Raw genomic sequence first — 12,590 nt, forward strand, 5'->3', positions numbered from 1 at the left:
AAAATCATGGCGCAAGCTGGCATCGGTAACCTCGCGGGCGGAATGGGCAAGTTCACCGAACTTCGCCAACGTTTGCTGTTCGTCGTCGGGGCTTTGATCGTCTATCGCATCGGCTGCTACGTGCCGGTGCCGGGCGTCAATCCCGATGCCATGCTTGCCATGATGCAACAGCAGGGCGGCGGCATCGTGGACATGTTCAACATGTTCTCGGGCGGCGCCCTGCACCGTCTCAGCATCTTCGCGCTGAACGTGATGCCGTACATCTCGGCATCGATCGTGATGCAGCTGGCCGTGCACATCTTCCCCGCGCTGAAGGCGATGCAGAAGGAGGGTGAGTCCGGCCGCCGCAAGATCACCCAGTATTCGCGCATCGGCGCCGTGCTGCTGGCAGTGGTGCAGGGCGGCTCGATCGCGCTGGCCCTGCAGAACCAGGTCTCGCCGTCGGGCGCTCCGGTCGTGTACGCGCCGGGCATGGGCTTCGTGCTCACCGCCGTGGTCGCGCTGACTGCCGGCACCATGTTCCTGATGTGGGTCGGTGAGCAGGTCACCGAGCGTGGCATCGGCAACGGCGTGTCGCTGATCATCTTCGCCGGTATCGTGGCCGGCCTGCCGGGTGCGGTCATCCATACCTTCGATGCCTACCGCGACGGCAACATCCAGTTCATCCAGCTGCTGCTGATCGCCATCGTCGTGCTCGCCTTCACCTTCTTCGTGGTGTTCGTGGAGCGTGGCCAGCGCCGGATCACGGTCAACTACGCGCGCCGCCAGGGCGGTCGCAATGCGTACATGAACCAGACCTCGTTCCTGCCGCTGAAGCTCAACATGGCCGGCGTCATTCCGGCGATCTTCGCCTCGAGCCTGCTGGCCTTCCCGGCCACCCTGGCCATGTGGTCCGGCCAGGCCGCCAACCAGAGCAGCTTCGGCCAGGCGCTGCAGAAGGTCGCCAATGCGCTGGGCCCGGGCGAGCCGCTGCACATGATCGTGTTCGCCGCGCTGATCACCGGCTTTGCGTTCTTCTATACCGCGCTGGTGTTCAACTCGCAGGAAACCGCCGACAACCTGAAGAAGTCGGGCGCGCTGATTCCGGGCATCCGTCCGGGCAAGGCCACCGCCGACTACATCGATGGCGTGCTGACCCGCCTGACCGCGGCCGGCTCGGCCTACCTGGTGATCGTCTGCCTGCTGCCGGAACTGATGCGCACGCAGCTGAACGCCTCGTTCTACTTCGGCGGCACCTCGCTGTTGATCGTGGTGGTGGTGGTGATGGACTTCATTGCCCAGGTGCAGGCGCACCTGATGTCCCACCAGTACGAGAGCCTGCTGAAGAAGGCCAACCTGAAGGGTGGCAACCGCGGCGGTTTTGCCCGCGGCTGATCAGCCTGTTATACTTTCGTCTTCCTGACGTGATGGTCCCTCCGCTTCGCGGACACCGGCCACACAAACGAAGGGCGGCCCCCGCAGCGGTTCCGGGTGGGGGTGTGATGAGGTGGTCCCGCGCTGGAGTAGCGCGGGCGGCCCCGGGGGGTAACCCCAGGTCCAACCCCATCCGGCGCCGGAGCCTGGGCACACTCCCCAGGCCGGGTCCATGAAACCTCTGGTTTCACGGGCTTCCATGTAAACCGGAACCTTGTTAGTATCACTAGTTCACTTTTTTGATCCATCCTGCCGGATTGGCGTGCCCGAGGCGCGCTGTCGGCCATCACTCAGCTGGAGAACCGCGTCATGGCGCGTATTGCAGGCGTCAACCTGCCAGCCCAGAAGCATGTCTGGGTCGGGTTGCAAAGCATCTACGGCATCGGCCGTACCCGTTCGAAGAAGGTCTGCGAAGTCGCAGGCGTTGCTTCGACCACCAAGATCCGCGATCTGTCGGAGCCGGAAATCGAGCGCCTGCGCGCCGAAGTCGGCAAGTACATCGTGGAAGGCGATCTGCGCCGTGAGATCGGCATCGCGATCAAGCGCCTGATGGACCTGGGCTGCTACCGCGGCCTGCGTCACCGTCGTGGTCTCCCGCTGCGTGGCCAGCGCACCCGTACCAACGCCCGCACCCGCAAGGGTCCGCGCAAGGCGATCAAGAAGTAAGGGACTGAGAAATGGCTAAGCCCGCTGCTAAGACCAAGAAGAAGATCAAGCGCGTCGTCACCGACGGCGTCGCCCACGTCCACGCTTCGTTCAACAACACCATCGTCACCATCACCGACCGCCAGGGCAACGCTCTGTCGTGGGCAACCTCCGGTGGCGCTGGCTTCCGCGGTTCGCGCAAGTCGACCCCGTTCGCTGCCCAGGTGGCGGCTGAAAAGGCCGGTCGTGCTGCGCTGACTACGGCGTGAAGTCGCTGGAAGTCCGCATCAAGGGCCCGGGTCCGGGCCGTGAGTCGGCCGTGCGTTCGTTGAACAACGTCGGCTACAAGATCACCAACATCATCGACGTGACGCCCATCCCGCACAACGGGTGCCGTCCGCCGAAGAAGCGTCGCGTCTAAAGGGAGCGATAAGAAATGGCTCGTTATATCGGTCCTACCTGCAAGCTCGCCCGCCGCGAAGGCGCCGACCTGTCCCTGAAGAGCCCGGCGCGTGCGCTGGACTCCAAGTGCAAGCTGGAGCAGAAGCCCGGCCAGCACGGCGCCACTGCCCGCAAGGGCAAGCTGTCCGACTACGCCACCCAGCTGCGTGAAAAGCAGAAGGTCAAGCGTATCTACGGCCTGCTGGAGCGTCAGTTCCGCAACTACTACAAGAAGGCCTCGACCAAGAAGGGCAACACCGGCGAGAACCTGCTGCAGCTGCTGGAAACCCGCCTGGACAACGTCGTCTACCGCATGGGCTTCGCCGTGACCCGTCCGGCTGCGCGCCAGCTGGTGTCGCACCGCGGCGTCACCGTGAACGGCAAGTCGGTCAACCTGGCTTCTTACCAGGTCAAGGCCGGCGACACCGTCGCTCTGTCCGAGAAGGCTGCCAAGCAGCTGCGCGTCCAGGAAGCCCTGACCGTCGCCGCCCAGCATGACCTGAGCCCGTCGTGGGTTGAAGTGGATTCCGGCAAGTTCACCGGTATCTTCAAGGCTGTTCCGGATCGTTCGGATCTGCCTGCGGACATCAACGAAGCGCTGATCGTCGAGCTGTATTCGAAGTAATTCACATTGGAGAGCCCCCGGCGACGGCCGGGGGTTCACTAGGAGAACCCGCAACATGACGGTTACCGCCAACCAGGTTCTGCGTCCTCGCGGTCCGCAGATCGAACGCCTTACCGACACCCGTGCAAAGGTCGTTATCGAACCTTTGGAGCGGGGTTACGGGCATACGCTGGGCAACGCCCTGCGTCGCGTGCTGCTGTCGTCCATCCCGGGCTTCGCCATCACGGAAGTCGAAATCGACGGCGTGTTGCATGAGTACACCACGGTCGAAGGCCTGCAGGAGGACGTGCTTGAAGTCCTGCTCAACCTGAAGGACGTGGCCATCCGTATGCACTCCGGCGACAGCGCCACCCTGTCCCTGTCCAAGCAGGGCCCGGGCGTTGTCACCGCTGCCGACATCAAGGTCGACCACAATGTGGAGATCCTGAACGGCGACCATGTGATCTGCCACCTGACCAAGGACACGGCGATCAACATGCGTCTGAAGATCGAACGTGGTTTCGGCTACCAGCCGGCTGCCGCGCGTCGTCGTCCGGACGAAGAGACCCGTGCCATCGGCCGCCTGGTCCTGGATGCCTCGTTCTCGCCGGTCCGCCGTGTCGCCTACGCCGTGGAAGCGGCGCGTGTCGAACAGCGTACCGACCTGGACAAGCTGGTCATCGATATCGAGACCAACGGCACCATCGATGCCGAGGAAGCCGTGCGCACCGCCGCCGACATCCTCAGCGACCAGCTGTCGGTGTTCGGTGACTTCACCCACCGCGACCGCGGTGCGGCCAAGCCGGCCAACAACGGCGTGGATCCGGTGCTGCTGCGCCCGATCGACGATCTGGAGCTGACCGTGCGTTCGGCCAACTGCCTGAAGGCCGAGAGCATCTACTACATCGGCGATCTGATCCAGAAGACCGAAGTGGAACTGCTGAAGACCCCGAACCTGGGCAAGAAGTCGCTCACCGAGATCAAGGAAGTGCTGGCTCAGCGCGGCCTGTCGCTCGGCATGAAGCTGGAGAACTGGCCGCCGGCCGGCGTCGCCAGCCACGGCATGCTGGGCTGATATCGGTAATGCCTGGAGGCTCCACCGTTCGCGGTGGGGCCTTCAACCGGTTTACGAAACATGCCACGACGAACCGCAGGTTCGCGGGCAGGTCGTCCAGGACGGGCGGCCAGGACCATCCGCAGTCCGCGCAGCAACGCCAGGATGGCGACAACGATCCACACAGCCTCATCATTAACCAAGGAATATCACCATGCGTCACCAGAAGTCCGGCCGTAAGTTCAGCCGCACCAGCGCCCACCGCGAAGCGATGTTCAAGAACATGGCGGCCTCGCTGTTCAAGCACGAGCTGATCAAGACCACCCTGCCGAAGGCCAAGGAACTGCGCCGCGTCGCCGAGCCGCTGATCACCCTGGCCAAGGTCGACTCCGTCGCCAACCGTCGTCTGGCCTTCGCTCGCCTGCGCGACAACGAAGCCGTGGGCAACCTGTTCACCATCCTGGGCCCGCGCTACGCGAACCGTCCGGGCGGCTACCTGCGGCTGCTGAAGTGCGGCTTCCGTGCCGGCGACAACGCGCCGATGGCCTACGTCGAGCTGGTGGACCGTCCGGCCGTGGCCGAGGAAGTGGCCGAGTAATCGGGCCGTTCCAGCGCGACACAGCGGAAGCCCGGCTCCTGCCGGGCTTTTGCGTTTCCAGGGATCAGATCCGGGGTCGGATCCCGTGGCGCAGGTACGGGCTCTGACCCCATGCTTCATGAGCCGCGGGTCAGAGTCCTTTGCGTGCGCAACGGGATCTGACCACACCGTTCCGACAGGCGTCACCTGCGGCGGTTCGAATGGCACGCACTCTCGGTTACGCTTGGCGCCTGATCCATTCGAGCGTTCACGATGAATCCACTGCGCTGGCCCTTCCGCGCCCAGTTCTTCCTGGGCTTCCTGATCTGCGCGGGCCTGCTCGGCTACGCCATCTTCCTGCAGCTGAAGATGGGCCTGGAGCCGTGCCCGTTGTGCATCTTCCAGCGCCTGGCCTTCGCCGCGCTGGGCCTGCTGTTCCTGATCGGTGCACTGCATGGGCCGTCCAACCGGCCGGGCCGGGCGACCTACGGCGTGCTCGCCTTCATTGCCGCCGCAGTCGGTACGGGCATCGCCGCACGCCACGTCTATGTGCAGATGCTGCCGCCGGAAATGGGCGCAACCTGTGGCCCGCCGCTGAGCTTCCTGCGCGAGACCATGGGGCCGCTGGAAGTGTTCCGCACGGTGCTGACCGGTACCGGCAACTGCGGCAACATCGATTGGACCTTCCTGGGGCTGACCATGCCGATGTGGTCGGGCGTCTGGTTCGTGCTGCTGGCGCTGTGGGCGCTGGTGGTGTCGCTGCGCCGGATCAAGCGCTGAGCCGGCACCGGCGTCGGTTCCTGCGCCGCGGAGGGCATCCGGACCGGCAATCCGGCCCTTTGCTCCGGGAGCCGGCTCTGCGACCATGGGGATTCCCCACCCCGGAAGTCCGCAATGAGCCTGTCCGCCGTTCCGCCCGTCTCCGATCCCGCCGCGACCGCCGCTGGCGCTGCCTGGTCGCCGGAGAGCTGGCGTGGCAAGACCGCGCTGCAGATGCCGACCTATCCCGATCCGGTTGCGCTGGACGCTGCCCTGCACGAACTGAAGCGGCTGCCGCCACTGGTCACCTCGTGGGAGATCCTGGCGCTGAAGCAGCAGCTGGCCGAAGCGCAGGAAGGCAAGCGCTTCCTGCTGCAGGGTGGTGATTGCGCCGAGAACTTCAGCGACTGCGAATCGAGCACCATCTCCAACCGGTTGAAGGTGCTGCTGCAGATGAGCCTGGTGCTGGTGCACGGCCTGCGCCAGCCGGTGATCCGCGTTGGACGCTTTGCCGGCCAGTACGCCAAGCCGCGTTCGGCCGATACCGAGACCCGTGATGGGGCAACCCTGCCCAGCTACCGCGGCGATGTGATCAATGCGCGGCCTTCACCGAGGCCGCGCGCCTGCCGGACCCGAAGCGGATGCTGCAGGCGCACGCACATTCGGCGATGACCATGAACTTCGTGCGGGCGCTGATCGACGGCGGCTTCGCCGATCTGCACCATCCCGAGTATTGGAACCTGGAGTGGGTTTCGCATTCACCGCTGGCGGCGGAGTACCAGAAGATGGTCGCCTCGATCGGCGATGCGGTGCATTTCATGGAAACCCTGGCCGGGGCCCGTGTGCACAACCTCAACCGCATTGATTTCTACACGTCGCACGAAGCACTGCTGCTGCCCTACGAGCAGGCGCTGACCCGCCAGGTGCCACGCCAGCAGGGCTGGTTGAACCTGAGCACGCATTACCCGTGGATCGGCATGCGCACCGCCGCGCTTGACGGTGCGCATGTGGAGTACCTGCGTGGCGTGCGCAATCCGATCGCGATCAAGGTTGGCCCATCGGTCACGCCGGATCAGTTGCTTCGCCTGATCGATGTGCTCAATCCGCATGACGAGCCGGGCCGGTTGAGTTTCATCCACCGCATGGGCGCTGCGCAGATTGCCGAAAAGCTGCCGCCGCTGCTGGATGCGGTGAAGCGCGATGGGCGCCGGGTGCTGTGGGTGTGCGATGCGATGCATGGCAATACCGAAAGCACAGCCAACGGGTTCAAGACGCGTCGTTTCGACAATGTCCGCCGCGAGGTGGAGTTGTCCTTCGACCTGCATGCGGCGGCCGGAACGCGACTGGGGGGCGTGCATCTGGAGCTGACCGGCGAGGATGTGACCGAGTGCACCGGGGGCGCGCGCGAACTGACCGAGCGCGACCTGGAGCGGGCGTATCGTTCGACGGTGGATCCGCGCTTGAACTACGAGCAGTCGCTGGAGATCGCGATGGCGATCGTGCGCAAGCAGGAACAGGTGCGGTAAGGCTTTTCGGCAGGGCGTGCAGCCCTGCACCTGCGGACGCAACGGCGACGGCCGAAGCGACGGCAACTGCATGCATCCCGCGGGAGGGCGGGGCGGTGTTGGGGGCAGATCCGTTTTCCCGCGGAAAACGGATCTGACCCCAATGGCCGTTCCGGCAGATCGCGGAAATCCACAGGAAACCCGCTTCTGCTTCGGCTGTTGCTGTTGCTCGCAGCGGTGCAGGGCTGCAAGCCCTGCCGATCAACACCCTCCTTACAAACGACTGACGTGACACTCATGCGCCATGCGCGAGGCTGTGTGTTCGCGTCCTCACGTAGAGGTGGCAAGGGTGCATTGGGAGCACATGCAGGCCTATGCATGGCCGTTGGGTCTTGCCGTGGTGGCAGGTGGTATCGGTGCGTGGCTGATCCTGTGGATCTACCGTCGCCTGAAAGGGCGTGATCGCCGGCGCGCCCGCATCGGCCGCGTGCTTGGGCTCCCGTTGGCAACGGCATGGCCGCTGCTGCTGCTGATCCCTGCGTTGCAGGCTACGCCGCTGCAGGATCCACTGCTCGGCAACCTGCAGCGCGTGCTGCACATCAGCCTGGTGGCCTGCTTCGTCTGGTTGCTGGTGCGGGGCGTGGGCGCCATCGAGCGGGCGATCCTGCGCAGCCATCCCATCGATGTGGCCGACAACCTGGAAGCGCGCCAGATCCAGACCCAGACTCGTGTGCTCAGCAGGGTGGTCATGGGGGGCGTCATCGTGCTGGGCGCGTCGCTGGTGCTGCTGCAGTTCGACATGGTGGCCAGGATCGGCTCGGCCCTGCTGGCTTCGGCGGGGCTGATCGGGCTGGTTGCGGGCATCGCTGCCAAGCCGGTGTTCGGCAACCTGATCGCCGGCCTCCAGATCGCGCTGACGCAGCCGATCCGGCTGGACGACGTGGTGATCGTCGAAGGCGAGTGGGGCCGCATCGAGGAGATCGGCAGCAGCTACGTCGTGGTGCGCGTCTGGGACGAGCGCCGGATGGTGGTGCCGCTGACCTGGTTCATCGAAAACCCGTTCCAGAACTGGACGCGGCGCAGTGCCGACCTGCTCGGCACGGCATTCCTGTGGCTGGACTACCGCGCGCCGATCGCCGCCATCCGCAGCGAGCTGGAGCGCATCTGCCGTGGCGAAGCGCTATGGGACGGCCGGGTCTGCGTGACACAGGTGACCGAGACCAGCGAGCGCGCGATCCAGGTGCGGTTGCTGGTCAGCGCGCGCAGCTCGGGGGATGCTTTTGACCTGCGCTGCCTGGTGCGCGAGCGCATGCTCGATTTCCTGGCGCGCGAGCATCCGTACTCGCTGCCGCAGGTGCGTGCGCGGCTGCAGCAGGAAGACGAGCAGGACATGCCACGGGCGCCTCGCGCGCGTGCCGCCGACGTGCGTTCACCCGGTGCCGAAGATGGCGAGGCGGCGATCATTCCGGATGATCCGGAACCCGGACGGTAGCGCCGGTCGGCGACCCTGGACCTGCCGGCCAGCGGCCGGCACTACCGGGTCAAGGCTCGCCGGTATCGATCAGTGCGTCGGTACCGAAGCGGGGCGGCCGCCGTGCACGGGTGCGTTGTTCATAGGCGTAGGCCATCTCGATCAGTTTCGGCTCGCTCCAGGCGGTCCCCATGAACAACAAGCCGACCGGCAGACCGTCGATCTGGCCCATCGGCACGGTGAGGCTGGGATAGCCGGCCACGGCGGCGGCACTGTAGCTTTCGCCGGGGAAATCATCGCCCTGGCTGCGGATCGGCCAGGCCACGCCGGTGGTCGGTGCAACCAGCGCATCAAGGTCATGGGTGGCGAGGGCGGCGTCGATTCCCTCCGGGCCGGCCAGCCGGCGCGCGTCGCTGCGCGCGCGGATGTAGGCCGGATCTGCCAGGCTGCTGGTTGCATTGGCTTCCAGCAGCAGCTCCTGGCCAAACAGGCCCAGTTCCTGCTTGCCGTGCGCCTGGTTGAAGGCGATCAGTTCGGCCAGGCTGCGCAGCGGCGCACGGTGGGTGCTGAAGTAGCGCTCCAGCCCCGCCTTGAATTCGTACAGCAGCACCGTGCGCTCGGCCTCGGCCCAGGCGCCCTGGTTGGGCAATTCCACCGGCACCACGACGGCGCCCGCGCGACGCAGCTCCGCGGACGCCTGTTCGATCAGCGGCGGCATGCCGCGGTATTTCAGCAGGGGCGTCTGCAGCAGCCCGACCCGCTTGCCGCGCAGGCCCTGCGGGTCCAGGCGCGCGGTGTAGTCATAGACCGCACGGCCCGGCATGGTCGCAGTGGCCGGGTCAGCATCATCGCGTCCGGCGATCGCGGTGAGCACGGTGGCGGCATCCGCCACGCTGCGCGCCATCGGCCCGGCGGTGTCCTGGCTGAACGAAATCGGGATGATGCCGGCACGGCTGACCAGGCCGACGGTCGGCTTCAGGCCGACCACGCCGTTGATCGCCGCTGGGCAGACGATGCTGCCGTCGGTCTCGGTGCCGATCGCCACGCTGGCCAGGTTGGCCGCCACCGCCACCGCGCTGCCACTGCTGGAGCCGCAGGGCGAGTGGCTGAGGCGGTAGGGGTTGCGGGTCTGGCCCCCGCGCGCGCTCCAGCCCGAGATCGAGTCCTTGCCGCGGAAGTTGGCCCACTCGCTGAGGTTGGTCTTGCCCAGCACGACGGCGCCGGCCTCGCGCAGGCGGCGGACCAGATAGGCGTCGTCCGGGCGGAAGCCCTGCAGGGCCAGCGAGCCGGCGCTGGTGCTCATCGGAGCGGCGTTGATGTTGTCCTTCAGCAGCAGCGGGATGCCATGCAGCGGGCCGCGCAGGTGGCCATCCCGGCGCTCTCGGTCGCGTGCTGCAGCTTCCCGCAGTGCATCGGCGTTGAGTTCGATGACAGCGCGCAGGCGGGGGCCGGCACGATCAAGCGTGGCGATACGGTGCAGGTAGGCCTGGGTCAGGGTGGTACTGTCCAGCTGGCCTGCGGCCATCTGTGCCTGCAGGTCGGCGATATCGGCTTCGGCGTAGGGAAACGGCACGTTGCGGCTCGCGGGTTCTGCCGCATGCGCGTGGGGCGTGGCCGGGCTGCAGCCAGCCGAGAGCAGCGCAGGCAGCGCCGCCATCAGGCAGGTCAGCAGAGGCGGCAAGGTCGGACGCATGGGCGGCTTGGTCGGCTCCAATGCCCAGTGTAGCCGGTGCTCAATGGTGGCGCTTGCGCAGGTCGCGGCCGAGGACGTAGACCACGATCAGGTTGATCGCCAGGATCGTCCAGGATGGCCAGCCCGGATGACGGATGATTGCGAAGATGTCGAAGGGCAGGTACAGGGCGGCCGTCAGGCAACCCAGCCACGACGCCCACGCTTTGGCCCGCCACAGGCCCCAGGCTTCGACCAGGTGCAGGAGGCCATAGGCGATCATCCCCGCCGCGGCCAGGTGCACCGCGTCGGGGCTGATCATGTGCAGCAGCGAGGGCAGGGTGCCGTGATCCGGATCCAGGCTGAAGCGCCGGATCAGGGCATTGATGCCATCACGCAGCGGCTGCGGGCCAAGTACTTCCAGGCCGGTTGCCGCCAGCAGCGCCAGCATCGCCTTGCTCGCTTCGAGCAGGGCGATGACATGGAGGCCCGGATGCCGGTGAGGATCCGGGTTGTAGCCGTTCTGGCTCACGGTTCGGCTCAGCCGGCGCGCGAGGCCCGCTTGCGGTCGCTTTCGGTCAGCTGCTTCTTGCGCAGGCGGATTTCCTTCGGGGTCACTTCCACCAGTTCATCATCCTCGATGAAATCCAGTGCCTGCTCCAGCGAGAACTTCAGGGCCGGAGTCAGCTTGATCGCATCGTCCTTGCCCGAAGCGCGCATGTTGGTCAGCGGCTTGGTCTTGATCGCGTTGACCGTCAGGTCGTTGTCCTTGGAGTGGATGCCGATCAGCTGGCCTTCGTAGACGTTGTCGCCTTCAGCGGCAAACAGGCGGCCACGCTCTTCCAGCGGGCCCAGTGCGTAGGCCGGGGTGGCGCCCGGAGCGTTGGCGATCATCACGCCATTGTTGCGCTTGGCGATCGCGCCCTGCTCCTTCGGGCCGTAGTGGTCGAATACGTGGAACAGCAGGCCCGAGCCCTGGGTGAGGGTCTTGAACTCGTTCTGGAAGCCGATCAGGCCGCGGGCCGGGATCTTGAAGTCCAGGCGGACCCGGCCCTTGCCGTCCGGCTCCATGTTCTCCAGCAGCGCCTTGCGGGTGCCCAGCTTCTCCATCACGCCGCCCTGGTGCTGCTCTTCGATGTCGATCACCAGCTGCTCGATCGGTTCCATCAGCTGGCCATCGATCTCCTTGATGATCACTTCCGGGCGCGACACGGCCAGTTCGTAGCCTTCACGACGCATGTTCTCGATCAGCACCGACAGGTGCAGTTCGCCACGGCCGGAGACCAGGAACTTGTCGGCGTCTTCGAGCTGCTCCACCTTCAGGGCCACGTTGTGGACCATTTCGCGTTCCAGGCGCTCCTTCAGCTGGCGGCTGGTCAGGAACTTGCCGCCGGACAGGTCCTTGTTGCCGGCGAACGGCGAGTTGTTGACCTGGAAGGTCATCGAGATGGTCGGCTCGTCGACGGTCAGGACCGGCAGCTGTTCCGGGTGGTCCAGCGCGCAGACGGTGTCGGAGATGGTCAGCTCCTGGATGCCGGAGATGGCCACGATGTCACCCGCCTGGGCCTCTTCGACCTCGATGCGCTCCAGGCCCATGAAACCGAGCACCTGCAGTACCTTGCCCTGGCGCTTCTTGCCTTCACGGTCGATGATCGTGACCGCCTGGTTCTTCTTGATCTTGCCGCGCTGGATGCGGCCGATGCCGATCACGCCGACGAAATTGTTGTAGTCCAGCTGGCTGATGCGCATCTGGAACGGGCCATCGGCCTCGACCTGCGGCGCCGGCACGTACTTCATGATCGCTTCGTACAGCGGGGTCATGTCGCCGTCGCGCACGGTGTCTTCCAGGCCGGCGTAGCCGTTCAGGCCGGAGGCATAGACGATCGGGAAGTCCAGCTGCTCGTTGGTGGCACCCAGCTTGTCGAACAGGTCGAACACCTGGTCGATCACCCACTCCGGACGGGCGCCCGGGCGGTCAACCTTGTTGACCACCACGATCGGCTTGAAGCCCATGGCGAACGCCTTCTGGGTCACGAAGCGGGTCTGCGGCATCGGGCCGTCCATCGCGTCGACCAGGATCAGCACCGAATCGACCATCGACAGCACGCGCTCGACTTCGCCGCCGAAGTCGGCGTGGCCGGGGGTGTCGACGATGTTGATGCGGTTGCCCTGCCAGGTGATGGCGGTGTTCTTGGCCAGGATGGTGATGCCGCGTTCCTTTTCCTGGTCGTTGCTGTCCATCACGCGCTCGGCGAGGACGGTGCGCTCGGACAGGGTGCCGGACTGCTTCAGCAGCTGGTCGACCAGGGTGGTCTTGCCATGGTCGACGTGGGCGACGATGGCGATGTTGCGAAGATTTTCGATGGACATACGAAAGGGGGCCAGTCGGCGCCGGATTTGGAAAAAGAAGTCCAACATTATACGTCGAACTTGACGATTCGCGAAAAGGAGG

10 protein-coding genes and 2 pseudogenes are annotated in these 12,590 nt (G+C 65.7%); 9 read left to right on the top strand and 3 right to left on the bottom strand.

The features are described 5' to 3' along the window. Positions 1 to 6: 6 nt before the first annotated feature. The 9 genes and pseudogenes from secY (at position 7) to A9K58_RS11715 (ending at position 8,490) form a co-directional block, all read left to right on the top strand. On the top strand, positions 7 to 1,374 hold the full coding sequence (gene secY, locus A9K58_RS11675) for a preprotein translocase subunit SecY (protein ID WP_065199513.1): 1,368 nt from the start codon (positions 7 to 9) through the stop codon (positions 1,372 to 1,374). A 348-nt stretch (positions 1,375 to 1,722) separates the two neighbouring features. Continuing rightward, positions 1,723 to 2,079, top strand: a complete 357-nt coding sequence (rpsM, locus tag A9K58_RS11680) for a 30S ribosomal protein S13 (protein ID WP_004154500.1) — start codon at positions 1,723 to 1,725, stop codon at positions 2,077 to 2,079. An 11-nt stretch (positions 2,080 to 2,090) separates the two neighbouring features. Continuing rightward, positions 2,091 to 2,479: pseudogene (gene rpsK, locus A9K58_RS11685) on the top strand (30S ribosomal protein S11). 15 nt (positions 2,480 to 2,494) lie between these two features. After that, entirely contained in the window at positions 2,495 to 3,124 is a 630-nt protein-coding gene (gene rpsD, locus A9K58_RS11690) for a 30S ribosomal protein S4 (RefSeq protein WP_065199515.1), read from the top strand. Between the two features lie 55 nt (positions 3,125 to 3,179). Next, a complete protein-coding gene (locus tag A9K58_RS11695; protein ID WP_005408216.1) occupies positions 3,180 to 4,178 on the top strand; it encodes a DNA-directed RNA polymerase subunit alpha in 999 nt (332 codons plus the stop codon). Positions 4,179 to 4,371: 193 nt separating this feature from the next. Further along, positions 4,372 to 4,755 (top strand): 50S ribosomal protein L17, encoded by a 384-nt coding sequence (gene rplQ / locus A9K58_RS11700; RefSeq protein WP_053519752.1) that lies wholly within the window; start codon positions 4,372 to 4,374, stop codon positions 4,753 to 4,755. 252 nt (positions 4,756 to 5,007) lie between these two features. Then, positions 5,008 to 5,514 (top strand): disulfide bond formation protein B, encoded by a 507-nt coding sequence (locus A9K58_RS11705; RefSeq protein WP_065199516.1) that lies wholly within the window; start codon positions 5,008 to 5,010, stop codon positions 5,512 to 5,514. A 114-nt stretch (positions 5,515 to 5,628) separates the two neighbouring features. After that, positions 5,629 to 7,019: pseudogene (locus tag A9K58_RS11710) on the top strand (class II 3-deoxy-7-phosphoheptulonate synthase). Positions 7,020 to 7,302: 283 nt separating this feature from the next. Then, the gene (locus tag A9K58_RS11715) at positions 7,303 to 8,490 is read left to right on the top strand and encodes a mechanosensitive ion channel family protein (RefSeq protein ID WP_196769190.1); all 1,188 of its coding nucleotides are present in this window, start codon (positions 7,303 to 7,305) and stop codon (positions 8,488 to 8,490) included. Between the two features lie 49 nt (positions 8,491 to 8,539). On the opposite strand, the gene A9K58_RS11720 is transcribed toward A9K58_RS11715, so the two are convergent. From A9K58_RS11720 to typA, 3 genes are read right to left on the bottom strand one after another with little or no spacing between them, the layout of a single operon-like run. Continuing rightward, the gene (locus A9K58_RS11720; RefSeq protein ID WP_065199635.1) at positions 8,540 to 10,162 is read right to left on the bottom strand and encodes an amidase; all 1,623 of its coding nucleotides are present in this window, start codon (positions 10,160 to 10,162) and stop codon (positions 8,540 to 8,542) included. Positions 10,163 to 10,202: 40 nt separating this feature from the next. Beyond that, complete coding sequence (locus A9K58_RS11725) at positions 10,203 to 10,670, bottom strand: DUF2127 domain-containing protein (protein ID WP_065199518.1); 468 nt, start codon at positions 10,668 to 10,670, stop codon at positions 10,203 to 10,205. A gap of 8 nt (positions 10,671 to 10,678) precedes the next feature. Further along, positions 10,679 to 12,508 carry a translational GTPase TypA gene (typA, locus tag A9K58_RS11730; protein WP_065199519.1) on the bottom strand — a complete coding sequence of 610 codons (1,830 nt, stop codon included), beginning with the start codon at positions 12,506 to 12,508 and terminating at the stop codon, positions 10,679 to 10,681. Positions 12,509 to 12,590 lie beyond the last annotated feature (82 nt).

It is taken from the genome of Stenotrophomonas maltophilia, from assembly GCF_001676385.1.
Taxonomy (GTDB): domain Bacteria; phylum Pseudomonadota; class Gammaproteobacteria; order Xanthomonadales; family Xanthomonadaceae; genus Stenotrophomonas; species Stenotrophomonas maltophilia_J.

Excerpts from the sequence above, each read along its gene's own strand:
- rplQ (WP_053519752.1), top strand. The coding sequence starts at position 4,372 with ATGCGTCACCAGAAGTCCGGCCGTAAGTTCAGCCGCACCAGCGCCCAC.
- typA (WP_065199519.1), bottom strand. The coding sequence starts at position 12,508 with ATGTCCATCGAAAATCTTCGCAACATCGCCATCGTCGCCCACGTCGAC.
- A9K58_RS11695 (WP_005408216.1), top strand. The coding sequence starts at position 3,180 with ATGACGGTTACCGCCAACCAGGTTCTGCGTCCTCGCGGTCCGCAGATC.
- rpsD (WP_065199515.1), top strand. The coding sequence starts at position 2,495 with ATGGCTCGTTATATCGGTCCTACCTGCAAGCTCGCCCGCCGCGAAGGC.
- A9K58_RS11705 (WP_065199516.1), top strand. The coding sequence starts at position 5,008 with ATGAATCCACTGCGCTGGCCCTTCCGCGCCCAGTTCTTCCTGGGCTTC.
- secY (WP_065199513.1), top strand. The coding sequence starts at position 7 with ATGGCGCAAGCTGGCATCGGTAACCTCGCGGGCGGAATGGGCAAGTTC.
- A9K58_RS11720 (WP_065199635.1), bottom strand. The coding sequence starts at position 10,162 with ATGCGTCCGACCTTGCCGCCTCTGCTGACCTGCCTGATGGCGGCGCTG.
- rpsM (WP_004154500.1), top strand. The coding sequence starts at position 1,723 with ATGGCGCGTATTGCAGGCGTCAACCTGCCAGCCCAGAAGCATGTCTGG.
- A9K58_RS11715 (WP_196769190.1), top strand. The coding sequence starts at position 7,303 with ATGCGCGAGGCTGTGTGTTCGCGTCCTCACGTAGAGGTGGCAAGGGTG.